This is a genomic window from Caulobacter sp. GW822-FHT01G02, from assembly GCF_058802865.1.
The window spans coordinates 243,590-267,467 of sequence record NZ_JBXAON010000008.1 but is presented as its reverse complement, the minus strand read 5'-3'; the positions used below and the strand labels follow the sequence as shown (position 1 = coordinate 267,467).

The following is a 23,878-nucleotide window of genomic DNA, read 5'->3' as shown; positions in this document are numbered from 1 at the left end:
TTGCCCTCTCCAGCCGCGGGTCTGAGGAGAGTACGTATTGACCCCGGCACGATCTCAGACCCTACAAGGGCTGCTGGCGAAAGGAACGCGCGGATGAACGAGACCAAGCCCACGGCGCATGGCGCCCCGGCGGCCGACCAGGTGAAGGACCCGGTCTGCGGCATGAGCGTGGACCCGGCCAAGACCGCGCACCATGCCGAGCACGCCGGCAAGCCGCACCACTTCTGCAGCGCGGGCTGCCGGGCCAAATTCATCGCCGATCCCGACCGCTATCTCGGCGCGCCGGCCGCGTCGGCCGCGTCGGCCGCGCCCGAAGGCGTCATCTGGACCTGCCCCATGCATCCGGAGATCCGCCAGGACCATCCCGGAGCCTGTCCCATCTGCGGCATGGCGCTCGAACCGGCGACGGTGACCGCCGACGCCGGTCCCAGCCATGAGCTGATCGACATGACCCGCCGCTTCTGGGTCGGTCTGGCTCTCAGCATCCCGGTGCTGATCCTCGAGATGGGCGGCCATCTATTCCCCGCGTTGCATCACATCATCCCGATGCCGGTTTCGATATGGGTCCAGTTCGCCCTGGCTACCCCGGTGGTCCTATGGGCCGGTTGGCCGTTCTTCGAGCGTGGCTGGGCCTCGCTGAAGACCCGCAACCTCAACATGTTCACGCTGATCGCCATGGGGACGGGCGTGGCCTGGATCTATAGCGTCGTCGCCACGCTCGCGCCCCAGGTCTTCCCACCCGCGTTCCAGAACACCGACGGCGTGGTGGCGGTCTATTTCGAGGCCGCGGCGGTGATCACCGTGCTGGTGCTGCTGGGCCAGGTGCTCGAACTGCGGGCGCGCGAGCGCACATCGGGCGCGATCAAGGCGCTGCTCAATCTGGCGCCCAAGACCGCGCGCCGCATCGCGGCGGACGGGTCGGAGGCGGAGGTCAGCCTCGATCTGGTGACGGTCGGCGATCGTCTGCGCGTGCGGCCCGGCGAAAAGGTCCCGGTCGACGGGGTGGTCGAGGACGGCCGTTCCTCGCTGGACGAGTCGATGGTCACCGGCGAGTCCATGCCGGTCACGAAGGCCAAGGACGACAAGGTGATCGGCGGCACGCTCAACCAGACCGGCGCGCTGGTCATCGTCGCCGACAAGGTCGGTCGCGACACCATGCTCGCCCGCATCGTCCAGATGGTCGCCGAGGCCCAGCGTTCGCGCGCGCCGATCCAGCGCATGGCCGACCAGGTCTCCGGCTGGTTCGTCCCGGTCGTCATCGGCGTGGCGGTCCTGGCCTTCATCGCCTGGAGCGTCTGGGGGCCCGAGCCGCGCTTCGCCTACGGACTCGTGGCCGCCGTCGCCGTCCTGATCATCGCCTGTCCCTGCGCGCTGGGGCTCGCCACGCCGATGTCGATCATGGTCGGCGTCGGCCGGGGCGCGGGCGTCGGCGTCCTGATCAAGAACGCCGAAGCGCTCGAGCATATTGAGAAGGTCGACACCCTGGTCGTCGACAAGACCGGCACGCTGACGGAGGGCCGCCCGGCGGTCACGCAGGTCGTGCCCGCGGCGGGGTTTGACGAGGTCGAACTGCTGCGGCTGGCCGCGTCCGTCGAACGGGCGTCCGAACATCCGCTGGCGCTGGCCATCGTCGAAGCGGCCAAGGCGCGCGGCGTCGCGGTCGCCGAGGTCAGCGATTTCGATTCCCCGACCGGGCGCGGCGCGCTGGGAACCGTCGAGGGCCGCCGCATCGTGCTCGGCAACGCCCGGTTCCTGGCCGACGAGGGCGTCGCGACCGAGGCCCTGGCGGAGCAGGCCGACGCCCTTCGCCGCGACGGGGCCACGGCGATCTTCATCGGCGTCGACGGCCGGGTCGGCGGCGCCTTCGCCATCGCCGACCCCGTCAAGGCGACCACGCCCGAAGCCTTGGCCGCCCTCAAGGCCGAAGGCATCCGGGTGGTGATGCTGACGGGCGACAACCGCACCACGGCCGAGGCGGTCGCGCGGCGTCTGGGCATCGAGGAAGTGGAAGCCGAGGTCCTGCCCGACCAGAAGAGCGCCGTCGTCGCGCGTCTCAAGCGCGAGGGGCGCGTGGTCGCCATGGCCGGAGACGGCGTCAACGACGCGCCGGCCCTCGCCGCGGCCGATGTCGGCATCGCCATGGGCTCGGGGACCGATGTGGCGATCGAGAGCGCGGGCGTCACCCTCCTCAAGGGCGACCTCAACGGCATCGTCAAGGCGCGGCGGCTGAGCCAGGCGACCATGTCCAACATCCGCCAGAACCTGGTCTTCGCCTTCATCTACAACGTCGCGGGCGTGCCCGTGGCGGCCGGCGTGCTCTATCCGCTGTTTGGCATCCTGCTCTCGCCGATCATCGCGGCCGCGGCGATGGCGCTGTCCTCGGTCAGCGTGGTCACCAACGCGCTGCGGCTCAATCGGCAGAAGATATGAGCATGCGCGCTCGTCCCGAAGCCGCCGCCCAAACCGCTCGCCGCCCCTAGGAGCCCGCCAATGCATTACAGCCGCGGAAATTATGAAGCGTTCGTCCGTCCCCGCAAGCCGGAGCGGGCCGACAGGGCGACGGCCTGGTTCGTCGGCGCGGGCCTCGCCGGCCTGGCGGGCGCGGCCTTCCTCATCAGGGACGGCGGCGTCGCGGGCGAGCGCATCACGCTTCTCGAGGAGTTGGAGCTTCCCGGCGGCGCCCTTGATGGCCTGGACGTGGCGGAAAAGGGGTTCGTCATCCGCGGCGGGCGCGAGATGGAGGCGCATTTCGAGTGCCTCTGGGATCTCTACCGCTCGATCCCCTCGCTCGAGATCGAAGACGCCAGCGTCCTCGACGAATTCTACCGGCTCAACAAGGACGATCCGAACGTCTCGCTGCAGCGGGTCACGCAGAGCCGCGGGCAGGATGTGCCCGACAAGGCGCTGCTGACGCTGAACGACAAGGCCCAACGAGAGCTCCTCTCCGTCTTCCTGGCGACCCGCGAAGAGATGGAGAACAAGCGGATCAACGAGGTGTTCGGCCCCGATTTCCTGAAGAGCAATTTCTGGCTGTTCTGGCGTACGATGTTCGCGTTCGAGGAGTGGCATTCGGCCCTGGAGATGAAACTCTATCTCCACCGCTTCATCCACCACATCGGCCAGCTCGCCGACTTCTCGTCGCTCAAGTTCAACCGGTACAATCAGTACGAGTCGATGGTCCTGCCGCTGGTCAAGTGGCTGCAGGATCAGGGCGTCCGGTTCCGCTACGGCGTTCAGGTCACCGACATCGATTTCGCGATCGACGCCGAACGCAAGCAGGCGACGCGGATCGGCTGGATCGAGAAGGGCGCCGAGGGCGGCGTCGATCTTGGCCCCGACGATCTGGTGTTCATCACCATCGGGTCGCTGACCGAAAATTCCGACAGCGGCGACCATCAGACCCCGGCCAAGCTGAATCAAGGCCCGGCGCCCGCCTGGGACCTGTGGCGGCGCATCGCGGCCAAGGACCCGGCCTTCGGACGTCCCGACGTGTTCGGGGCCCATATTGCGCAGACCAAATGGGCGTCGGCGACCATCACCACGCTCGACGCGCGTATTCCGCAGTACATCCGCAAGATCGCCAAGCGCGATCCGTTCAGCGGCAAGGTGGTCACCGCCGGCATCGTCACGGCCAAGGATTCGAGCTGGCTGCTGAGTTGGACGGTCAGCCGCCAGCCCCATTTCAAGAAGCAGCCGAAGGACCAGCTCGTGGCCTGGTTCTACGCCCTGTTCGTCGATCGGCCCGGCGACTATGTGAAAAAGCCGATGCAGGCCTGCACTGGCGAGGAGATCACCCAGGAATGGCTCTATCACCTCGGCGTCCCGGTCGAGGATATCGCCGATCTCGCGGCGAGCGGCGCCAGGACCGTGCCGGTGATGATGCCCTATATCACCGCCTTCTTCATGCCCCGCCAGGCCGGAGACCGGCCGGACGTGGTCCCGGCGGGGGCCGTCAATTTCGCCTTCATCGGCCAGTTCGCCGAGTCCAAGCAGCGCGACTGCATCTTCACCACGGAGTATTCGGTCCGCACGCCGATGGAGGCGGTCTACACGCTGCTCGATGTCGAGCGCGGCGTGCCCGAAGTGTTCAACTCGACCTATGACATTCGCACTCTGCTGGCCGCCGTCGCGCCGCTGCGGGATGGCGAGGGCATCGAGATCCCCGGCCCCGCCATCCTGCGCAAGCTGCTGCTGAAGACGCTGGAAGGCACCGAGATCGCCAAGCTGGTCGAGCGGTTTCATCTGATCGCGGACTAGCGATCGCCGGGGCGGCCGCCGCGGCGAGCGTCTAGGCTCGCGGCGGCCGTCCCATCCCCGCCGCGAAGGCGATCCGCAGGGTCTGGGCCAAGGTCTGGACGCCGAGCTTGCGTGCCAGGCTCGCGCGACAGACCTCGACCGTGCGCGAGGAGATCCCGAGATCATAGGCGATGGCCTTGTTCGCGCGCCCCTGGGCGAGACCTTCGAGGACATCCCGCTCGCGCGGCGACAGGGCCTCGACGCGGCCCTGCGCCTCGGCTTCCTCGGCCGCCCGGCCATCGGCCCGGTCGATGCGCGCGAAGCCGCGATGGAGCGCTTCGAGCAGCATGGCCTTTTCAACAGGCTTGGCCAGGAAGTCGACGGCCCCGGCCCGCATCGCCCGGACCGCCAGGGCGACATCGCCATTGCCGGTCAGCACGACGACCGGCATGTCGACGCCGATATCGGCCAGGGCGACCTGAACCTCAAGCCCGCCCAGGCCCGGCATCTGCATGTCCAGGATGACGCAGCCGATCTTGGCCTGCGTCGCGACGGCCACAAACGCCGTCCCCGACGGATAGGTCTCGACGCTGAAGCCCGTGGCGCGGAGCATGAAGCCGACCGACCGCTGGATCGTCTCCTCGTCGTCGACGATATGAACGACACGCTTGTCCCCCATGGGCCTCCTCAGGCGAACTGAGCGGGCGCCAGGCTGCAGCGGCGAATGCGGCGCCGCTTCGCGGACGCCTTGTGCGGGTTGGACCGGGGTCCAGGGTCAAGAGGCTTCGCCGTTCGCCTCCCGGCGGCTGGCCGAGGATTGGCGAACGCCGTTCACAGCAGGGCGCGCACGGCCTGGGCGATCGCCGGCGTCATGTCGATGGCGTTCGACGCATGGGCGACCGTGTTGGTGCTGACGATGCGCGCGACGTGTTCGCCCAGGACCTGGGCGGCGTCGCCGGCGAACAGCGCATGCACCACGACGCAGTCCGGCGGCGCAAAACCCAGGGCCTTGAGCTGGCGGGCCGCGACGGCGAGCGTGCGGCCCGACGAGGCGATGTCGTCGACGAGCACGGCTTGGCGGCCCAGGAAGGCGCCGGCGTTGGGGATCGAGATGTCGACCTCACGATCCCCGGACCGCTGCTTTTGGCAGACCAGGAACGGCGCGTCGGCGCCGGCCGCCACCTGCGCCACCCACTGCTCGCTCTCCAGATCGGGCCCGACGATCACCGGTCGGGCGACGTTCCGCCTGATCCACGACGCCATGAGCGGCGCGGCGTGAACGAGCTGGCTGGGGATTCGGTAGATCTCCGCCAGGGCGTGATGGCGGTGCAGGTGGGGATCGACGGTCACCAGCCAGTCGAGGTGGCGCGAGAGCACCGCCGCGAAAATACGCGACGTGACCGCCTCGCCCGGATGGAAACGGGTGTCCTGGCGCATGTAGGCCAGATAGGGCGCGATCAGGCCCACCCCGCGCGCGCCAAGCTCGCGCAGCGTGTCCGCCGCGAAGAGCAGCGGCGGCAATTTCGCGTCCGGACGCTCGAGGCCGCAGACCAGGATGACATCGCGCTCGGTGACGTCGCTGTCGATCCGAAGGTAGGTCTCGCCATCTGGAAACTGGCGCTGCAGCAGGACCCCTGCCTCCGCGCCGAGCGCTGGGCCAAGGGCTTGGGCCAGGCGCTCGCCGCCGTCCAAGGCGAAGACGATCGGCGGCGTCATGGCGCCGCGATCGCGAAGATCGCCCCGTCGCTCAAGGCGAAGGCGGCCGCATAGTCCAGTTCGCCGGGGCTCTCGGCGTGAAGGGTGCACAAGGGCGACCCCGCGACGATCGACTGGCCGAGCCGGGCGTGGACCGCCACCCCGGCCGCCTTAGCCATCGGCGCGCCCGCGAGCTTGGCGACGGTCGCGAGTTTGCGGTTGTCGATGCTGGCGATCCGGCCGCTGGAGGGCGCGGTCAGGTCTCGCTGGAAGCGGGCGACCGGCGGCGAGCGCATGCCGCCTTGGGCCTGGCAGATGCGCTTGAACTTGGCCCAGGCGCGGCCGCTCTCGAGGCTTTGCCGCGCGCGCGCGAGGCCAGCGCCAGGGGCCGCCACGCCCGCCAGCTCGAACAATCCCCCGGCCAGTTCACAGGCCCTATGGGCGAGATCCTCGACGCCGGGCTCGCCTTGAAGCACGGCCAGTATGTCCAGCGCCTCCAGCGCCGGCCCGATGCCGCGTCCGATCGGCTCAGCCCCAGGGCCATACATCACCCGCGTGCGCAGGCCGAAGGCGGCGGCCACCGAGGTGAGCGCCGCCTCGAGATCCCGCGCGGCCTCCAGGCTCCGCACCTTGGCGGTCGGTCCCACAGGAACGTCGATCACCAGGTGGGTCGCGCCGGCGGCGATCTTCTTGGACAGCACCGAGGCCACCAGCTGGCCGACCGCGTCGATGTCGAGCGCCCGCTCGACGCCAATGATCACGTCGTCGGCCGGGCTCAACCGAACCGCCCCGCCCCAGGCGATGCAGCCCCCCTCGCGCGCCACCACCCGGCGGATCGCGGCGATGTCGAGGTCGACGGGCGCCAGAACCTCCATGGTGTCGGCGGTGCCGGCCGGTGAGGTGATCGCGCGCGAGGAGGTCTTGGGCATGACCAGGCCTTCGGCCGCCATGATCGAGACGATGATCGGCGTGGTGCGGTTGCCCGGCAAGCCGCCGACGCTGTGCTTGTCGACGACGATCGGCCCAGGCCAGCTCAACTGCTCGCCGACCTCGACCATGGCCTTGGTCAGTCCGATCGTCTCGGCCTGATCGAGCGGCGCCGCCGAACAGGCGGTGACGAACGCCGAGAGGTGGACGTCGCTATAGCGATGCTCGGCGATATCCGCGACGATCGCCGAAAAGGCCGCCTGGCTCAGGCGCTCTCCATAGATCCGGCGGCGCACCGCCCGCAGCGAGGCCAACGGCGGAGCGTGGGCGACCTCCACGCGGTCGCCCGCCTTGACCCCGAGCCGGGCCCATGCGGTCTCGGAAAGGCCGATCTCGCCGGGGTCTGGCGTGTCGCCCGAGCTGTGCAACAAGGACACCACCGCCTCGCGGCCGCCGGCGCGCAGGACGACCTGGGCGCGCGACCCCAGGCCCTCGGACCGGCAGACCGGGCAGTCGTGCCGCATCACCGCGATCATGTCGCCGCCAGCCGCGGTGAGCCCCATGCGACGCGCGCGCAGCGTGGCCGACGCCGGCCTCGCGTCGGCCTGCTCGTGCCTTGGGACGCTCACGCCAGCCGCCCCCAGCTGCCGAGGGTCGGGACGGTGCAAGGCCAGCCGTGTTCCTCGCCGATGCGCTTGGCCAGGACCTGCGCGCCGGCCGGCTCGCCATGGGTGACATAGACATGCCGCGGCGCCGCCTGCATGGCGCCCAGCCACCGCATGAGCTCGTCGCTGTCGGCGTGGGCCGACAGCATGGTCAGGTTCGCCACCTCGGCGTGGACGGGGACGTGTTCGCCGTGGATCTTGATCGTCCGGGCCCCCGAGACGAGCGCAGCGCCGCGCGTGCCGGCCGCCTGGAAGCCGGAGAACAGGATGAGGTTGCGCTCATCCGGGGCGAACCGCTTGAGATGGTGCACGACGCGGCCACCGGTCGCCATGCCGCTGGCCGAGATGATCACCTTGGGGGTGGCGTCCGCGGTCAGCGCCTTGGATTCCTCGACTTCGCGCACATAGTGCGCGACGCCGCACGCGGCTTCGCATGCCGCGCGGCTCAGCCTGTGTTCGTCCATGAAATCACACATCAGCCCGCTGGCGTCGATCGCCATCGGGCTGTCCAGATAGATCGGCGCATCACGCAGCCGGCCGTCCGCGCGCAGACGGGACAGATGATAGAGCAGCGATTGGACGCGACCGACCGCGAAGGCGGGGATCACCACGGTTCCCCCGCGTCGGATGCACCGTTCGATATGGTCTCCCAGCGCCCGCGACGGATCCACGCGGTCATGGCGGCGGTCGCCATAGGTGGATTCGACGATGACGTAGTCGGCCCGCGCCGGCGGTTCGGGGTCCTTGATCACCGCGTCGTCATAGCGCCCGATATCGCCCGAGAAGAGAACCGACCGGCCCTTCCAGTCGATCTCGATCGACGCCGCGCCGAGGATGTGGCCGGCGCGATGGTAGCGCGTCCTGATCCCGTCGGCGAGCGAGCGCCATTCGCCAAACCCGATGGTCTCGAACAGCCGCAGGGCCAGGCGCGCGTCGGCCTCCGTGTGGAGCGGCAGCGCCGGATCGTGGCGCGAGAAGCCGTGGCGGTTGGCGAACTCCGCGTCCTTCTCCTGGATGCGCCCGCTGTCGGCGAGCAGCAGTTGGCAAAGGGCCGCCGTGGCCGGCGTGCTGAGGACGGTCCCATCCCATCCCAGGCGGGCCATGCGTGGCAGGGCGCCCGAATGGTCGAGATGGGCGTGGGTGAGCAGCACCTGCTCGACGTCGGCCACCTCGGGCGCAAGCGGCGCCCAGTTGAGGCGGCGCAGGTCCTTGGCCCCCTGGAACAGACCGGAATCGACCACGATCCGGGTCTGGCCGTCGTCCAGCAGGTAGCGCGAGCCCGTCACCGTGCCCGACGCGCCGAGGAAGGCCACGGCAAGGCCGCCGGCCGGCCGCTCGGCAAGGTCGATGCGCGCTTCGCGTTCAAGGGCGGCCGTTCCGAAATTGCCGTGGAGCCGTTGCTTCTTCCTGTTTCTGTGCATGGGCGGCTTGCCTCTGGTGATGATGCTCGCCGCGCAGCCTTTCAGGCTCGGTCGCCGCGGGCCAATACGCAAAGGCCGCAGACATCGCCGCCTGCCTCCGGGGACCCGCGGGCGCCGCCCCCACCCGCCGCTGCGGCCTCTACCTATACTTGGCGCCCGGGTCGCGGGCCTATGATAGGGCGTCAAGGCCTGAAGTGAGCGATCCATGGATGTTCAACACCAAAAGCTGCGTCGGCGCGGAACGATCGTCCTGGTCGGGTTCCTGCTGATCGCCGGCTTCTTCCTGACCACCGAGCACGCCGCGCATGTGCTCGGCGTCTTGCCCTATCTGCTCCTACTGGCCTGTCCGCTGATGCACCTGTTCATGCACCATGGCCATGGCGCCCATCAGCACGGGCGAGAGGACGCGCCCGGCCGCATCCCGGCGGACGCGCCGGCCAATCCCAACGAACCGGTCGAGAGGCAGCGGCGATGACCCATCCCGGTTACGGCTACGGCCTCTGGGGACTGGCTTTGGTCAACGCCGCCGTCTTCATCCTGTTCGCGTTCAGCTTCTTCAAGCCCGCGACCGGCCGCGACTGGCGCAGCTTCGGCGCGTTCAGCGCCTTTATCGTCGCCCTGTTCGCCGAGATGTACGGCTTCCCCCTGACCATCTTCCTGCTCTCGGGATGGCTGCAGTCGCGTTTTCCCAGTGTCGACTGGTGGAGCCACGACGCCGGCCACCTGCTGGAGATGATGTTCGGCTGGCGGGTCAATCCCCACTTCGGACCGTTCCATATCGCCAGCTTCGTGCTGATCGGGACCGGGTTCTGGCTGATCTCGGTCGGCTGGGTGGCGCTGCACGCCCGTCAGCGCCACCGGGAGCTGGCCACCACGGGGGTCTACGCCAGGGTGCGCCATCCCCAGTACGCCGGCTTCATCCTGGTGATGCTAGGCTTCCTGCTGCAGTGGCCCACGCTGTTGACGCTGGCGATGTTCCCCGTGCTGGTGGTGATGTACGTCCGCCTGGCCCGTCACGAGGAGCAGGCGGCGCTGGCGCAGTTCGGCGACGCCTATCGCGACTACAGGGCGCGGGTTCCCGCCTTCATCCCCCGCTGGCCGTTGCGTTGACCCCCGCCATCGCCGCGGGGGCGACCGGGCGATGCTCAGCGAAGGGGCGCGAGCATGGCGCTCATCTGGTCGATCTCCTGCTGCTGGCCCTTGATGATCGTGGCGCAAAGGCTGCGGATCTCAGGATCCTTCACCGGCGCGCGTCCGCACATCAGGATCGCGCCAGCGTGATGCGGGATCATCGAGCGCAGGAACTCGCGGTCGCCGACCAGCCACTGCTGGCGAATGGCCGCAAAGCACAAGACCCCGATGACAAGGCTGGACGCGACCAAGCCGCGGTTGAGGCCCTTGCGCGGATACATCATGCCCATGAGCACGAGTTCGAGCATGACCATCGGCGCGGTCATCAGGCCGGCCATGTAGGCCTGGTTGAAGCTTGGATGGATGTTCGCGGCCCTGTCGACCATGGCGTACATCAGGACATACATGGCCAGGAACGACAGCACGGTCATGGCGGCCAGGCGCAGGTAGGGCCTGTGGTGTTGATGGTCTTTGGGCGCGTGGTGCTCGGCCATGACTGTTTTCCGCTCCTGGAGCCCGGCGCAACCACGCGCCGGGGCGAGGTTTTCCAGCGGGTTGCGATGCTCCCACAACCGGCGAACGGCGCCCCCGTTCCGCCTCTGAAAATATTCACCGCGACCGCGCCAAAGGTCGAGGGATGGTCCAGGCCGCTGCGTATTGGACCAGATGGCGGCTTTCAGGCCCCGCCTCCAAGCCGTCGCCAGTCCGCGCGCGTCGCGGCAAATCGCATTCGGGGATTGTCCGGACATGACGAGGCCGTGTGACCGCGCTAAGCTCGCCCGATGCTAAGGCATGCGCTCGCTTTCCTGGCCGCCGTGGCCCTCGCGTTCAGTCCGCTGGCGGTCAACGCCGCGCGGGCTGATTGCGACATGGCCGGCATGGACGCGATGAGCATGATCGCCATGGCCCCCGCCGGCGACGACGTGGCCCAGGCCGAGCCCTGCTGCGATCACGGCAAGACCATGTCGGCCAAGGATTGCGCCAAGGCCTGCGCGATCAGTTGCGCCCTGTCCGTTGCGGCCCCCTGCCCGGGCTCGGAGACCCCGATCGCCGTCGGCTATCGCGTCGAGACCCGCTGGTCCAACACCAGCGGCCGCACCCACCGCCTCATCCCCGAAGATCCGCCCCCCCGAACGATCGCCTAGGACCGGCCCGAGGGCCGATCCCCGCCATCGCTGGTTTCACGCCCCGGTCCTGCCGGGCGCGCGTGATCGCCCGCGCTTTCGCCGGCTGGCTTTTCGATCTTCAAGGATGACCTTCATGTCTCCCCGCCTTCCCGCGCTGGCGCTCGTCTCCGGCCTAGCTTCCGCGACGACCGTCTCGGCCGCCACGCCACGCGCCTGCGGCTATTTGCGGGCCGCCCAACCGGCCTGCCTGGCTCGCTAGCTCGGCCGGGACGGGTGGGGCCGATCCCCTGTCTTCGCCCGTCCCGTCCGGCCCCGGCGAAGCGGCTGCAAACGCTTCGCCGGGGCGCTGGCCCCTCACGGCTTCCTCCAGGATTTTCGTCTCCATGCGTATTCTCCCCCTTCTGGCCGGGCTGAGCTTGGCGAGCGTCGCCCACGCCGCGCCCCTGACCTACGCCCAGAGCCTCGACGCGGCCGCGGCCAATGCGCCGGCGCTGCGCGCCGCGGCCCTGCAGGTCGAGGCCGCCAAGGCCTCGGCCAAGGCGGCCGGCGCCCTGCCCGATCCCAAGCTCGCCGTCGGCCTCGACAACTTCCCGGTCTCGGGGCCGCCGGCCGGCCGGTTCGGAACCGACGAGATGACCATGGGCAAGGTCGGCTTCAGCCAGGACATGCCCAGCGCCGCCAAGCGCCAGGCGCGGATCGGCCGGGCGCAGGCCGACATCGTCGCGGCCGGGGCCGAGGGCGCGGTCGAGGCCCGCCAGGTCCGGGTCGCCACGGCGCTGGCCTGGATCGAACTGCTCTACGCCCAGCGCAAGCTCGCCGCCCTGGACGGGGTGGTCGCCCAGCTGGCTCCCCTGTGGAGCGCCGCCCCGTCCGGCGTCGCGTCCGGACGCTCGCGGCCCGCCCAGGCGCTGGAGGCCGCGCAGATGCGCGCGGCCCTGGCGGATCGCCGCAGCGAGGCGGTCTCGGCCCTGGGGAGGGCCCGTGCGGCCCTGACCCGCTGGACCGGAGATCCCGACCCCGAGGCGCTCGGTCCGGCGCCCGACCTCGATCTCCCCCCCGCCAGTCTTCGGGCCGCGATCGACCGCCATCCCGCCGTGCTGGCCAAGGACGCCGCCGCCCGCCAAGCCCAGGCCGACGTCGCCCTGGCCAAGGCCGACAAGCAGCCCGACTGGAGCTGGGAAGTGGCCTACCAGCGCCGCGACCCGATGTTCGGCGACATGGTCTCGGCCGGGGTCAGCATCAGCCTGCCGCTGTGGGGCAAGAGCCGCCAGGATCCGATGATCGCCGCGCGCACCGCCAGCGCCGGCCGCGCCGACGCCCAGCGCGAGGACGCCCGCCGAGCGCTGAGCGCCCAGCTCGAGGCCGATCTGGCCGACCACGTCATGCATCACGAGCAATGGCTGCGGGCCCGCGACACGCTGCTGCCGCTGGCCAAGCAGCGGGCCCAGCTGGAGACCGCCGCCTATGGCTCCGGCGCGGCCGGTTTGCCCGACGTGCTGATCGCCTTCTCGAGCCTGGCCGAGGCCCAGCTCACCACCCTAGATCGCGAGGCCGCCGTCGCCATCGACGCCGCCCGCCTGACCCTCACCTACGGAAGCGACGATCAATGACCCCCTCCCCCTCGATGAAGGCCCTGCTCGGCGCCGGCGCCGCCCTGGTCGTGCTGGCCGGGGCCGGCGGCTATGGCCTGGCCCGCCTGACCGCCAAGCCGCCGATGCCGGCGACCTCGGCCGAGAGCCGCAAGGTGCTCTACTGGTACGACCCGATGGTCCCGGCCCAGCACTTCGACAAGCCGGGCAAGTCGCCGTTCATGGACATGCCGCTGACGCCCAAATACGCCGGCGAGGCCGAAACCAGTGGTCCGGCGGCGGGGGTGCGGATCGACCCCTCGGCCGCCCAGAACCTCGGCTTCCGGCTGGCGACCGTGGAGGAAGGCGCGCTTTCCAGCGGCCTGACCGCCACCGGGATCGTCGACTTCAACCAGCGTGACGTCGCCGTCGTCCAGGCCCGCAGCGGCGGTTTCGTGCAGCGGGTTTATGGCCGCGCGCCGGGCGACGTGATCGCCGCCGGCGCGCCGCTGGCCGACCTGTTGGTTCCCGAATGGGGCGGCGCCCAGGCCGAATATCTGGCGGTCCGGCGCACCGGAGACGCGGCCCTGAGCGCCGCCGCCCGCCAGCGCCTGCGCCTCTTGGGCATGCCCGACGGCGTGGTCGCCGGTCTCGACCGAGACGGGCGGCCGCGCACCACGATCACCATCACCGCGCCGCTCGGCGGGGTCGTTTCCAAGCTCGACGTGCGCGCCGGCATGACCGTGGGCGCGGGCCAGACCCTGGCCGAGATCAACGGCCTCTCGAGGGTCTGGGTCACGGCCGCCGTGCCCGAGGCGCAGGCCGGGCAGCTGCGTCCGGGCCAGGGCGTTGGCGTCACCCTGGCGGCCTATCCGGGCGAGACCCTGCGCGGGACGGTCCAGGCCGTGCTCCCGCAGGCCCAGGGCGACAGCCGCACCTTGCAGGCGCGGATCGAACTGGCCAACCGCGACGGCCGCCTCAAGCCTGGCCTGTTCGCCACCATCGCCTTCGACGCGGCGACGCGGACCGCCCTGCTGATCCCGTCCGAGGCGGTGATCCGCACCGGGGCGCGCGACGTGGTGATGCTGGCCGCCGACGGCGGCCGCTACCAGGCCGTCGAGGTCCGGACCGGGCGCGAAGCTGGCGGCCGGACGGAAGTCCTGGCTGGGCTGTCTTCTGGTCAGAAGGTCATCGCGTCGGGCCAGTTCCTGATCGACTCCGAGGCCAGCTTGGCAGGCTTGCAGGTTCAGCCGCTTCCGGCGTCGGGTCCTTCGACCTCGCCGAGCGACATGACCATGGCCAAGCCCACGGCGGCGGCCAAGCCGGCCCTGGCCGAAGCCACCGGCCGCGTCGAGCAGGTGACCCCGGACGGCGTCACCCTCTCGCACGGCCCCGTGCCGGCCATCGGCTGGCCGGCCATGACCATGACCTTCCGCGCCGACCCGAGGCTGCTGAAGGGCGTGAAGGCCGGCGACCAGGTCCGCTTCGCCTTCGACCCGCCGCCGGCCGACCCGATCATCCGGCGCATCGCCAAGATCGGCGGTGGCGCATGATCGCCGCCCTGATCCGCTGGTCGGTCGCCAACCGCTTCTTCGTGCTGCTGGGCGCCCTGGCGCTGATCGTGGCCGGCGGCCTGGCGGTGCGGTCGACCTCGATCGACGCCCTGCCCGATCTCTCCGACACCCAGGTGATCATCCGCACCAGCTATCCGGGCCAGGCCCCGCAGCTGGTCGAGAACCAGGTCACCTATCCGCTGGCCACCACCATGCTCTCGGTCCCTGGCGCCAAGACCGTGCGCGGCTATTCGTTCTTCGGCGACAGCTTCGTCTATGTGATCTTCGACGACAAGACCGACCTCTACTGGGCCCGCTCGCGGGTCCTGGAGTACCTCAATCAGGTCCAGGGCCGTCTTCCGGAGAGCGCCCGTCCGGCCCTGGGTCCTGACGCCACCGGGGTGGGCTGGGTCTACGAGTACGCCCTAGTCGACAAGACCGGCGGCCACGACCTCAGCCAGCTGCGATCGATCCAGGACTGGTTCCTGCGCTATGAGCTGAAGACCCTACCGGGCGTGGCCGAGGTCTCGGCGATCGGCGGCATGGTCCGCCAGTACCAGGTGGTGCTCGACCCGCAGAAGCTGGCCAGCTTCGGGGTCACGCACCAACAGGTTGTCGCCGCGCTGAAAGGCGCCAACGCCGAGACCGGCGGCTCGGTGCTGGAGCTGGGCGAGGCCGAATACATGGTCCGCGCCACCGGCTATCTGAAGACGATCGAGGACTTCCAGGCCGTGCCGCTGAAGACGGCGGCCGGCGGCGTCCCAGTGCGCCTCGGCGACGTGGCCACGATCCAGGTCGGCCCGGAAATGCGGCGCGGCGTCGCCGAACTCAACGGCCAGGGCGAGGTCGCCGGCGGCGTGGTGATCCTGCGCTCGGGCGAGAACGCCCGCACCACCATCGCGGCGGTGAAAGCCAAGCTGTCCGAGCTGAAGAAGAGCCTGCCGCCTGGCGTCGAGGTGGTGAGCACCTACGACCGCTCGGGCCTGATCGACCGCGCCGTTCACAACCTGACCGGCAAGCTCGTCGAGGAGTTCCTGGTCGTGGCCCTGGTCTGCGCCCTCTTCCTGGGCCATCTGCGCTCGGCCCTGGTGGCGATCATCTCGCTGCCGCTGGGCGTCCTGGCCGCTTTCCTGGTGATGAAGAGCCAGGGCGTGGACGCCAACATTATGTCGCTGGGCGGCATCGCTATCGCCATCGGGGCCATGGTCGATGCGGCCGTGGTGATGATCGAGAACGCCCACAAAAAGCTCGAGCGCTGGGCCCATGAGCATCCGGGCGAGATCCTGACCGGCGAGGCCCGCTGGGCGGTGATCACCGAGGCCGCCGCCGAGGTCGGGCCCGCCCTGTTCTTCAGCCTGCTGATCATCACCCTGTCGTTCATCCCGGTCTTCACCCTGCAGGCCCAGGAAGGCCGGCTCTTCCGCCCCCTGGCCTTCACCAAGACCTACGCCATGGCGGCGGCGGCCATCCTTTCGGTGACCCTGATCCCGGTGCTGATGGGCTATCTGATCCGCGGCAAGATCCCCGACGAGGCGGCCAATCCCGTCAACCGCGTGCTGACGGCGGCCTATCGTCCGCTGCTCGACCGGGTGATGCGCCGGCCCAGGACCACCCTGCTGGTCGCGCTGCTGGCCTTCGCGACCACCGCTTGGCCGCTCGCCCACCTGGGTGGGGAGTTCATGCCCAACATGGACGAGGGCGATCTGCTCTACATGCCCTCGGCCCTGCCGGGCCTGTCGGCGGCCAAGGCCGGCCAGCTCCTCCAGCAGACCGACCGGATGATCAAGACCGTGCCGGAGGTCGACAGCGTGTTCGGCAAGGCCGGCCGCGCCGAGAGCGCCACCGACCCGGCCCCGCTGGAGATGTTCGAGACCACGATCCGCTTCAAGCCGCGCGACCAGTGGCGGCCGGGCATGACCCCCGACAAGCTGGTCGCCGAACTCGACCAGCGTGTCCGTGTGCCTGGCTTGACCAATGTCTGGGTGCCGCCGATCCGCAACCGCATCGACATGCTGGCCACCGGCATCAAGAGCCCGATCGGGGTCAAGGTGTCGGGCGCGAACCTGGCCGAACTCGACCGCATCGCCCGCGAGGTCGAGGGCGTGGCCAAGAGCGTGCCGGGCGTCAGTTCGGCCCTGGCCGAGCGACTGACCGGCGGGCGCTATGTCGATGTCCGCATCGACCGGGCCGCCGCCGCGCGGTTCGGGCTCAATATCGACGACGTCCAGTCGATCGTCTCCGGCGCGATCGGCGGCGAGACCATCGGTCAGACGGTCGAGGGCCTGGCCCGCTATCCGATCAGCGTGCGCTATCCGCGCGAAATGAGGGACAGCCTGGAAGGCCTGCGGGCCCTGCCGATCCTCACCCCTGGCGGCGCACAGATCACCCTGGGCACGGTGGCGGAGATCCAGATCGCCGACGGGCCGCCGATGCTCAAGAGCGAGAACGGCCGCCCGACCACCTGGGTCTATGTCGACGTGCGAGGCCGGGACCTGGCTTCGGTGGTCGGCAACCTACGCCGGGCTGTGAGCCAGAAGGTGCGGCTCTCGCCCGGCGTCAGCGTCTCCTACTCCGGCCAGTTCGAATATCTGCAACGGGCCGCCGACCGGCTGAAGATCGTCGTGCCGGCCACCCTGCTGATCATCTTCGTGCTGCTCTACGTGATCTTCCGCCGCTTCGACGAGGCGGGGCTGATCATGGCCACCCTGCCCTTCGCCCTGACCGGCGGGATCTGGACGCTGTACCTGGCGGGCTTCCACCAGTCGGTGGCCACCGGCGTCGGCTTCATCGCCCTGGCCGGCGTCTCGGCCGAGTTCGGGGTGGTGATGCTGATCTATCTCAAGCACGCCATGGAGGCGCTAGGACCGGACCCGACGTCCGATCAGGTCGAGGCCGCCGTGCGGGAAGGCGCCCTGCTGCGGGTACGGCCCAAGGCCATGACCGTGGCGGTGATCCTGGCCGGTTTAGCTCCGATCCTCTGGGGTCATGGCGCGGGTTCCGAAGTGATGAGCCGCATCGCCGCCCCGATGATCGGCGGCATGCTCACCGCGCCGCTGCTGTCGATGTTCGTGATCCCGGCCGGCTACCTGCTGCTGCGCCGCCGCCAGGCCCGCCCCCCCGCTTCTGCTTCCACTTCAGCCTAGGAGATTAACCCGATGAAGACCCTGTCCCTGACCCTGGCCGCCCTGCTAGCGACGACCAGCCTGGCCGCCTGCGGCCGCAAGGCCGAAGCGCCCGCGACGCCCGCCGCTCCAGCTCCCGCCGCCACTCCTGCTCCAGCGAGCAACGCGATGGCCGGCATGGACATGGCTCCGGCCGACAAGATGGCCAAGGGCGTCGGCGTCGTGAAGGCGATCGACATGGCCGCCGGCACGATCACCCTCGACCACGAAGCCATCCCCCAGGCCGGCTGGCCGGCCATGACCATGGGCTTCAAGATCGCGCCGGCCCTGCTGGACGGCGTCGCGATCGGCGATCATGTCGCCTTCGACCTGAAGCTCCATGACGGCGCGGGCGAGGTCACCGCCATCAGCAAGCCATAGCGGCCGGTGGGCGGGCTCGAACCAAAACTCGCGCCCGCCGATCCGGTCATCGGCGAAGATCAAGGCTCCGGCGCCGTCGCGGCGGAAATCGCGCCTCGCCCTGTTCCTTGGCCCTTCGCGCTGAGCGCCTGGATCAGCGGGCAACCTGGATCTTGTCCGGTCTCGCAAGCTGTCACGGCGTCCGCCAAGACTTGTTCCATCCGCCTAAGGTCGGCGATCCGCGCACGGACGTCGTGAAGGTGCGCCGCCGCCAAGTCGCGAACTTCGGCGCAGGCGGCGGTCTCATCGGTCGCCAGGTTCAGAAGCGCGCGGACTTCATCCAACTTGAACCCCAGCTCCCGCGCTCTACGCACGAAGCTCAGCTGCTGCACGTCCCGGGTCTCATAGGTCCGGTAGCGTCCTCGGCGCAGGGGCGCGGAAATCAAGCCGATCCGCTCGTAATAGCGGATCGTCTCGATGTTGCAGCCAGTACGACGAGCAAGTTCGCCGATCTGAATTGCCTGGCCAGCCATGGTTCGCGGTCTTCGATTAGGGCTTGAGTCTGTAGTCGCTACAGATGGCATCTTGGCGCGGATCGCAACAGCAGGTGATGGCGTGATGACAAGACGCGGGCTTGGGACACCGGGCGACGGAACGCCCCGGCGCATGACGGAGGCGGCCTTGAGCTGGACCGCGCTGACAGCGGCGGCCAGTGCGGTGCTGGCCTGGGCGGCTTGCTGCATTTTGCCGATGTCCCTGGCGCTGGCGGGCCTGGGCTTGGGCGGTCTTGGCTGGATCGCGGGTCAGCGTGCCTGGCTCACCCTTCTGGCGCTGGGCGCCATCGGCACGGGCTGGGCCCTGACCTGGCGACGGGCGCGGAGGTGTCGGATCGACAACGCCTGCGCTGCCCCCTCGCGGCTGGAGGTGGGTCTGTTGGGCGCGGCCACCCTTCTCGTCGTCCTTGCCATGCTCTGGCAGCCGATCATCGAACCTTGGGCCCTGGGCCTGATCCGGAGTGCGCGCCGATGAGCGATGTCCAGATCAAACCTCAGTCGACCCTGACCTGTCCGCAATGCGGCCACAAGGCGACCGAGACCATGCCTACCGACGCCTGTCAGTATTTCTACGACTGCCGAGGCTGTGGCGCGGTGCTGAAGCCCAAGCCGGGCGATTGCTGCGTCTACTGCTCCTACGGCGACGTTCCGTGCCCACCGATTCAGAAAAATTGCAGCGGGTGTTGCGGGTGAGTGCTACAGCCCGCCTCACCTCGATCTAGCCGGCTTTAGATGAAATTGACCTCCAGTGGGCCGCCGCGTCGAGTACTTAGCCCTCGACACCTTCAAGGGTCATCAGGCCGGGGCGGTGCGGCAGCCTCAGGCGGCGGGATGGAGCCTAAATCGCTCGTTCCTGAACGTGCCGGACGTCTTGCGTATCCCGCCCTGGCCGAAAGCTGGGATCGGCATCAGGTCCGGCGAATGCCCATATCGGGAGCCACTATGTGAAGCAGTGGGTCAAAGACGGCCTCAGCCCGCGGGCAGCCCGGAACGCTGTCCGAAACGGATAGCTGAACACACTCGCAACCGGCCTGCAGCGTTGAAGATATCGGCCGAAAGCGCAAGAGTGTCGGCATTGCAGCTAGCGGGGGACCGTGGGGATTGGCGTGTTAGGGCAGCTTCGTCAGGTGGTGGTGGCCATGGCCGCCCTGCTAATGGCGGTGCTCGCCCTGCTGATGCCGGTCGACCGGACCCATCTTGACGCCGACCTCTTCGGGGCCGCGCCCTCCACGATCGCTGAGGACCCGGAGCGCCCCATCGGTAGGACAGATGATCGCGTCTCGGCGCCGTCGACGGCGACCGATCTCCAGACCTCAGAATCGCCCGCCTCGGGCGCCCATCAGCACCATGCCGATGGCCCCTCCCTCTTTGGGTCGACCGCCCATGCGATCGAACCCACGGTCTCGCTCGCCATGGTCGTCCGGTTCCACCTGACGAACGACCGCAGCACGGGCCTGACCAGCAACCCGCAAGACCGTCCGCCCAAACCCGATCTCGAATCCATCGCCTAGACCGCGCGGCCACGGCCGCGCCCTTCGTGTTCGAGGAATTCCATGTCTCAGAAATCTATCGGCCGCATGCCGCGGCTCTGCGCGTCGGTGCGCGCCGGCCCCCTCCTGTCCTACCCGTCACTAGCCGGAAGCAACGCCTCGTGACCCCGATCCACGATCTGACGCTCTATGCCGCCGCCCACCCCTGGGCCCTGACGGCCGCCGTGCTGCTGGTTTTCATCGCCCTGATCGCCGTACTGATCTTGGTCTGGATGCACCGGTTCGAGGGGGTGCTGGCGCTCTACCACGACGGCGATGGCGGAGACCCCCATTGCATCTATCTCGACAATGGGGCCATTCGGCTGGAGATCATTCGCCGCCGGGCGGCCTGGAACTTCCGCGTAACCCCGCTCCTGGGAAGCCTCCAAGCCGACCAAGTCGTCGTCGCCACGCTGCGCGCCGACGGCCTTGGACAGAGGTTCGTTTTCGACCGACGGAACGGACGGCTGGAGTCGACCGCCAAGGTCCGCGAGCCCCTAACGTTCGTGGCGCACGTGTCGCTCACCCGCGGCTCCACGGTCAGCGAGTTCGTCGTCCTGTTTGACGGGACCGAGAAGGACGGCGCGCTCTACGACGCGGTCCTGCGCTCCTCCACCCGGACGGAGGTGGAGGGCTGAAGACTTAAGGCCAAGGCCCGCTCGTCAGGCCGGCTGATGGGGCTCGGGCCGCCTGACGAACGGATCATGGCGGCGTAGCCAGCCGCGCGCGGGACGCTCCACGCCATGATAGACCGCGACGGAGACGAACAGGCAGAAGACCAGGACACCGCCCCAGGCCACCCACGCCCAGCCGCCGACCGGCCGCACGAAGCGATCGAGCAGCTCGAAATAGGCGATGTCGACCGGTAGGTGGGTCATGTAGACGGCGTAGGAGACCTCGCCCAGATAGACCATCAGCGGCGCGGCCAGGACTCCCCCCCGCCCGGCTTTCGCCGTCTCGGCGGTGCAGTAGATGAGCGCCGCCAGACCCAGCCAGGTCCAGCGATCGGCCAGGCCCAGCGTCGCGGCCACGACGATCCAGACCACGGCGACGCCCATGCCAGTGTGCGCCACCAGCGTGGGCGGCGCGCGGGTCGAACCGAGCCTATGGAGCGCCACGCCCATGGCGAAGGACGGGATGATCCGCAGCACGCCGCCGTGCGCGGTCAGCCTGGTCAGCGATCCGCCGTAGGCCTGAACGATGGCGTCGAGCGAAAAGAACAGGGTTGCCGCCAGGACGACCGCCACGATCGGACGTCGGCGCAGGGTCAACGACGCCAGGGCGAAGGCGGGGAAAGTCAGGTAGGCGAACCACTCGGCCGAGATCGACCAGGAGGGAAAATTCCACTGCACGGTCGGCGTCGCCCACCAGGCGTGGACCAGTAGTAGGTGTTGGGGGATGGCGGCCGGATCGAAGGCCGCGGCCTCGAACCGGGCGCCGGCCCAGCGCCCCAGCCCCCACAGCATGATGGTCGCGCCGAGAGTCAGAAGGTGGACCGGATAGAGCCGCGCCAGGCGCGCCCAGAGAAACGAGCCGTAGGGGAAGCGACCTTCCGCCCAGGCGCGCACATAGACGTGGGACAGGATGAAGCCCGACAGGATGAAGAACAGGTCCACCCCAAGGTAGCCCTTGTCGATCATGCCGACCTGCTCGAGGTCGAGGCCGAGCCGGTTTCGGAAGTGATAGACGAGCACCCATGCGGCCGCGACGATGCGCAAGCCCGTCAGGGATTTGAGGTCTGCTGGATACATGTCGTCCCCCGACGTCGGCGGGTTGGCGCCCGAGCGTCCCCGAACGCGGGTGGCGCTCCTGGTGCCGCGCGCCCTAGCCTTCGCCGATCATCCCGCCGTCGCGGCGGGTCTCGGTTTCACTTTCGACGCCTTCGACATTGCCGCGATAGACGCCGCCCTCGTCGATCATGCCGCCCTCTTCGGGGGGCGAACGATCGGATGGCGGCGCGGGCTGGGGATCTGGCTTGGGCGGGGATTTTGGATCGGTCATCTTCGGCTCCTCGACATAGACCCTTGCGGGTCAGGGCTGGCTTGATCGCGGCCTCAGGCGGGCGGCGCACTGTGATGACGGTGGCCGCCATAGGCGACGACCTGGACCTTGCCCAAGGTCGCCAAACCGACATCGGCCGCCACTTCGAGCGTCGCGGCCAAAGCGTCGAGCTTGGACCGGGTATCGACCATCTCGACGATCAGGTGCTGTTCGGGCGCCAGGTCGCGGGCCTTGGCGCCGTGCAGCACCGCCTCGCCGAAAGACTCCTCGATGCGCAGCACCGCCGCGCCGGCGATCTCCATGGTGCGGGCGCGCTCGATCAGCACCGCGTCATAGGCCACGCCGTTCAAGGTCGCGCCGGCGTCGAGATAGATCCTCAGGATGTGCAGGTCGTCTTGGGCCACGGGGTCACCTCACTCGCTAAAATCCTGGCGCGCCCCGGAACGCGGACGCGCCCTACGCTCATTCAGCCGGCCGCCTAGGCGTGCGGATCTTCCTCGGCGCACTCCACGACCTCGGTCTGGATCGTGACGTGATGCAGGTCGAAGTCGGTCTCCAGCCGCGCAGCGATGGCCTTGCGGACATCCTCGCCCACTGCCCCGTCGGCCAGCACGACATGGACGGTGCAGACGGCCTGGTCAGCACCGGTGGTCCACAGGTGCAGCTCATGGACACTGGCGACGCCGGGCATCTCGGTGATGGCCTTGCGCACGCCGGCCAAGGCCATTCCCGGAGGGGCGCCTTCCAGCAGGATGCGGGAGGTGTCCTTCAGCAGGATCCAGGTGCGCGGCAGCACCCAGAGGCCGATGCCGATGGCCACGATCGGATCGACGAAGCGCCATCCCGTGACCTTGATGACGACGGCGCCGACGATCACGCCCAGCGAGCCGAGCATGTCGGCCCAGACCTCCAGATAGGCGCCCTTGACGTTGAGGCTCTTGTCCTTGTGGCTGCTGAGCAGACGCATGGAGATCAGGTTGATGACCAGGCCGAGCACCGCGACGATGAACATCCCCACCGATCCGACCGGCTCGGGATTGACGATGCGCTTGACGCCCTCGACCAGCACGTAGATGGCCACGCCGAACAGCAGGATGGCGTTGAAGGCCGCGGCGAGGATTTCAAATCGCCGATAGCCGAACGTGAACTCCTCGTTCGCCTTCTTCTGGCCGACCTGGATTGCCGCCAGGGCGATGGCCAGGGCGGCGGCGTCGGTGAACATGTGCGCGGCGTCCGACAACAGCGCCAGACTGTTGAAGGCGATGCCGGCCACGACCTCGGCGATCAGGAATGTGGAGGTCAGCGCCAGGGCCATGGCGAGCCTTCGGCCATTGGCCTGGCTCGCGCCGTGATCGTGTCCTGCTCCCATCGAAAACGTCTCCCTTTCCCCTGCGCCGAAACGCGCCTGCCAAGTTTGAGGGATCAACGCACGAAACCGATCACTTGTGGGCTTCGGGCGCGATCCGGGCGTCTATTTCTTGTCGAGAATGGAAAGGGTGGCCTTCTCCATCGCGTCCTGGGTGTCGAGGACGTTGAGATTGGCCTCGTAGGCCTTCATGGCCTGCTTGAGGTCGAGGCTCTCGGCCAGGCTGTTGACGTTGGGCAAGAGCACGTAGCCGGCGGCGTTGGCCGCTGGGTGGCCAGGGTCATAGGCTTGCGGGAATGGCTTGGGATCGGCCTTCACGCCGCTCAACACCACCCCCTCGTCGCCGCCCATGGGCTCGACCTTGAAGACCGGGATCTGGCGTCGGTAAGGCTCACCACCGGGGGTTCTGGCGGTCGAGTTGGCGTTGGCGATGTTCTCGGCCAGGATCTGGATACGCTTCTTCTGGGCCTGCAGCCCCGACACGGCGATGGCCGTGCTTCCCCCTTCGATCGACGACTTGGTCATGGACTGTCTCCGGACTTGGGTTTGAAGAAAGAGGCGGCGCGCCGAGACCTGCTCGGCGC

At 69.1% G+C, this 23,878-nt stretch carries 25 protein-coding genes; 14 read left to right on the top strand and 11 right to left on the bottom strand.

Annotation, left to right across the window (positions count from 1 at the left end):
* Nucleotides 1-93: 93 nt before the first annotated feature.
* Both AC1RNC_RS22670 and AC1RNC_RS22665 read left to right on the top strand, forming a co-directional pair.
* Nucleotides 94-2,430, top strand: a complete 2,337-nt coding sequence (locus tag AC1RNC_RS22670; RefSeq protein ID WP_172274907.1) for a heavy metal translocating P-type ATPase — start codon at nt 94-96, stop codon at nt 2,428-2,430.
* A gap of 60 nt (nt 2,431-2,490) precedes the next feature.
* Nucleotides 2,491-4,257: an oleate hydratase gene (locus tag AC1RNC_RS22665; protein ID WP_062099707.1), complete on the top strand. Its 1,767-nt coding sequence runs from the start codon at nt 2,491-2,493 to the stop codon at nt 4,255-4,257.
* 31 nt (nt 4,258-4,288) lie between these two features.
* On the opposite strand, the gene AC1RNC_RS22660 is transcribed toward AC1RNC_RS22665, so the two are convergent.
* From AC1RNC_RS22660 to AC1RNC_RS22645, 4 genes are all read right to left on the bottom strand, one after another.
* Nucleotides 4,289-4,915 (bottom strand): response regulator transcription factor, encoded by a 627-nt coding sequence (locus AC1RNC_RS22660; protein WP_062099708.1) that lies wholly within the window; start codon nt 4,913-4,915, stop codon nt 4,289-4,291.
* Nucleotides 4,916-5,067: 152 nt separating this feature from the next.
* Nucleotides 5,068-5,952, bottom strand: coding sequence for a ribose-phosphate pyrophosphokinase (locus AC1RNC_RS22655; protein ID WP_062099709.1), 885 nt, complete (start codon nt 5,950-5,952; stop codon nt 5,068-5,070).
* Entirely contained in the window at nt 5,949-7,487 is a 1,539-nt protein-coding gene (locus AC1RNC_RS22650) for a thymidine phosphorylase family protein (protein ID WP_062099727.1), read from the bottom strand. The genes AC1RNC_RS22655 and AC1RNC_RS22650 overlap by 4 nt, the downstream gene beginning before the upstream one ends.
* Complete coding sequence (locus AC1RNC_RS22645; RefSeq protein WP_492888345.1) at nt 7,484-9,016, bottom strand: MBL fold metallo-hydrolase RNA specificity domain-containing protein; 1,533 nt, start codon at nt 9,014-9,016, stop codon at nt 7,484-7,486. The genes AC1RNC_RS22650 and AC1RNC_RS22645 overlap by 4 nt, the downstream gene beginning before the upstream one ends.
* Nucleotides 9,017-9,149: 133 nt before the next feature.
* Between AC1RNC_RS22645 and AC1RNC_RS22640 the strand changes: the two genes are divergently transcribed.
* Nucleotides 9,150-9,419: a DUF2933 domain-containing protein gene (locus tag AC1RNC_RS22640; protein WP_062099711.1), complete on the top strand. Its 270-nt coding sequence runs from the start codon at nt 9,150-9,152 to the stop codon at nt 9,417-9,419.
* Nucleotides 9,416-10,054, top strand: coding sequence for a methyltransferase family protein (locus tag AC1RNC_RS22635; RefSeq protein ID WP_062099712.1), 639 nt, complete (start codon nt 9,416-9,418; stop codon nt 10,052-10,054). The genes AC1RNC_RS22640 and AC1RNC_RS22635 overlap by 4 nt, the downstream gene beginning before the upstream one ends.
* Nucleotides 10,055-10,089: 35 nt before the next feature.
* Here AC1RNC_RS22635 and AC1RNC_RS22630 read toward each other — a convergent pair whose 3' ends face one another.
* Nucleotides 10,090-10,569 (bottom strand): DUF305 domain-containing protein, encoded by a 480-nt coding sequence (locus AC1RNC_RS22630; RefSeq protein WP_062099713.1) that lies wholly within the window; start codon nt 10,567-10,569, stop codon nt 10,090-10,092.
* A gap of 288 nt (nt 10,570-10,857) precedes the next feature.
* On the opposite strand from AC1RNC_RS22630, the gene AC1RNC_RS22625 reads away from it, so the two are divergent.
* The 6 genes from AC1RNC_RS22625 (at nt 10,858) to AC1RNC_RS22600 (ending at nt 17,865) form a co-directional block, all read left to right on the top strand.
* On the top strand, nt 10,858-11,220 hold the full coding sequence (locus AC1RNC_RS22625; RefSeq protein ID WP_062099714.1) for a hypothetical protein: 363 nt from the start codon (nt 10,858-10,860) through the stop codon (nt 11,218-11,220).
* Between the two features lie 115 nt (nt 11,221-11,335).
* Entirely contained in the window at nt 11,336-11,461 is a 126-nt protein-coding gene (locus tag AC1RNC_RS22620) for a hypothetical protein (RefSeq protein WP_255357039.1), read from the top strand.
* Nucleotides 11,462-11,585: 124 nt separating this feature from the next.
* A complete protein-coding gene (locus AC1RNC_RS22615; protein ID WP_066681845.1) occupies nt 11,586-12,812 on the top strand; it encodes a TolC family protein in 1,227 nt (408 codons plus the stop codon).
* Complete coding sequence (locus AC1RNC_RS22610; RefSeq protein WP_492888344.1) at nt 12,809-14,323, top strand: efflux RND transporter periplasmic adaptor subunit; 1,515 nt, start codon at nt 12,809-12,811, stop codon at nt 14,321-14,323. Before AC1RNC_RS22615 ends, AC1RNC_RS22610 begins: the two co-directional genes overlap by 4 nt.
* Nucleotides 14,320-17,466, top strand: a complete 3,147-nt coding sequence (locus tag AC1RNC_RS22605) for an efflux RND transporter permease subunit (protein ID WP_492888343.1) — start codon at nt 14,320-14,322, stop codon at nt 17,464-17,466. The genes AC1RNC_RS22610 and AC1RNC_RS22605 overlap by 4 nt, the downstream gene beginning before the upstream one ends.
* Before the next feature lie 12 nt (nt 17,467-17,478).
* Complete coding sequence (locus AC1RNC_RS22600) at nt 17,479-17,865, top strand: copper-binding protein (protein WP_492086169.1); 387 nt, start codon at nt 17,479-17,481, stop codon at nt 17,863-17,865.
* A gap of 59 nt (nt 17,866-17,924) precedes the next feature.
* On the opposite strand, the gene AC1RNC_RS22595 is transcribed toward AC1RNC_RS22600, so the two are convergent.
* Nucleotides 17,925-18,377, bottom strand: coding sequence for a MerR family transcriptional regulator (locus AC1RNC_RS22595; protein ID WP_492086170.1), 453 nt, complete (start codon nt 18,375-18,377; stop codon nt 17,925-17,927).
* A gap of 148 nt (nt 18,378-18,525) precedes the next feature.
* Here AC1RNC_RS22595 and AC1RNC_RS22590 point away from each other — a divergent pair, with 148 nt between their 5' ends.
* From AC1RNC_RS22590 to AC1RNC_RS22575, 4 genes are all read left to right on the top strand, one after another.
* Complete coding sequence (locus AC1RNC_RS22590) at nt 18,526-18,873, top strand: MFS transporter permease (protein WP_492086171.1); 348 nt, start codon at nt 18,526-18,528, stop codon at nt 18,871-18,873.
* Nucleotides 18,870-19,091 carry a GDCCVxC domain-containing (seleno)protein gene (locus AC1RNC_RS22585; RefSeq protein WP_492086172.1) on the top strand — a complete coding sequence of 74 codons (222 nt, stop codon included), beginning with the start codon at nt 18,870-18,872 and terminating at the stop codon, nt 19,089-19,091. The genes AC1RNC_RS22590 and AC1RNC_RS22585 overlap by 4 nt, the downstream gene beginning before the upstream one ends.
* A 446-nt stretch (nt 19,092-19,537) precedes the next feature.
* Nucleotides 19,538-19,909 (top strand): hypothetical protein, encoded by a 372-nt coding sequence (locus AC1RNC_RS22580; RefSeq protein ID WP_492888342.1) that lies wholly within the window; start codon nt 19,538-19,540, stop codon nt 19,907-19,909.
* 140 nt (nt 19,910-20,049) lie between these two features.
* The gene (locus AC1RNC_RS22575) at nt 20,050-20,565 is read left to right on the top strand and encodes a hypothetical protein (RefSeq protein ID WP_492086174.1); all 516 of its coding nucleotides are present in this window, start codon (nt 20,050-20,052) and stop codon (nt 20,563-20,565) included.
* Between the two features lie 24 nt (nt 20,566-20,589).
* On the opposite strand, the gene AC1RNC_RS22570 is transcribed toward AC1RNC_RS22575, so the two are convergent.
* From AC1RNC_RS22570 to flgC, 5 genes are all read right to left on the bottom strand, one after another.
* A complete protein-coding gene (locus AC1RNC_RS22570) occupies nt 20,590-21,678 on the bottom strand; it encodes an acyltransferase family protein (protein WP_492086175.1) in 1,089 nt (362 codons plus the stop codon).
* Between the two features lie 73 nt (nt 21,679-21,751).
* Entirely contained in the window at nt 21,752-21,928 is a 177-nt protein-coding gene (locus AC1RNC_RS22565; RefSeq protein WP_492086176.1) for a hypothetical protein, read from the bottom strand.
* A 53-nt stretch (nt 21,929-21,981) separates the two neighbouring features.
* Nucleotides 21,982-22,332, bottom strand: coding sequence for a DUF190 domain-containing protein (locus AC1RNC_RS22560; protein WP_492086177.1), 351 nt, complete (start codon nt 22,330-22,332; stop codon nt 21,982-21,984).
* A 74-nt stretch (nt 22,333-22,406) separates the two neighbouring features.
* Complete coding sequence (locus AC1RNC_RS22555) at nt 22,407-23,297, bottom strand: cation diffusion facilitator family transporter (RefSeq protein WP_492888341.1); 891 nt, start codon at nt 23,295-23,297, stop codon at nt 22,407-22,409.
* Nucleotides 23,298-23,399: 102 nt separating this feature from the next.
* Entirely contained in the window at nt 23,400-23,819 is a 420-nt protein-coding gene (flgC, locus tag AC1RNC_RS22550) for a flagellar basal body rod protein FlgC (RefSeq protein ID WP_062099726.1), read from the bottom strand.
* Nucleotides 23,820-23,878: the final 59 nt, after the last annotated feature.